General features: G+C 42.4%; 1 protein-coding gene. It reads right to left on the bottom strand.

Annotated features, from left to right (window positions below; translation table 11 throughout):
* Positions 1-295 (bottom strand): hypothetical protein (locus CD111_RS12500; RefSeq protein ID WP_420866066.1); only part of this gene is annotated, 295 nt, incomplete at both ends.

Below are 295 nucleotides of genomic sequence, written 5' to 3'. Positions count from 1 at the left end.
GTGACCTTGATCATCAGCTTCACCTTCGCCAATCTTATGCCCATCTTTATCAAATAGTTCGACTTTAGAACCTGGTTCAGCTGTTACATTAATAGGATCTTGTGTACCTGCTTTACCTGTTAAATCTGTGTCAATTACTGGCTTAGAAGGTGGTGTGTTATCTGTCACTTTTACTGGATCAGATGGTTCAGAAGTATTAGGATGTTCCGCCTTATCTGTTGCCTTCGCTGTGACATTACCTTCCGGTAAAGGTTGCGTTGGTGTAATCGTAGCGTGACCTTGATCATCAGCTTCA

Source organism: Mammaliicoccus stepanovicii, assembly GCF_002902525.1.
GTDB classification, from domain to species: Bacteria; Bacillota; Bacilli; order Staphylococcales; family Staphylococcaceae; genus Mammaliicoccus; species Mammaliicoccus stepanovicii.
Note: the sequence above shows the minus strand (reverse complement) of the source record. Positions and strands in the feature narration are given on the sequence as shown.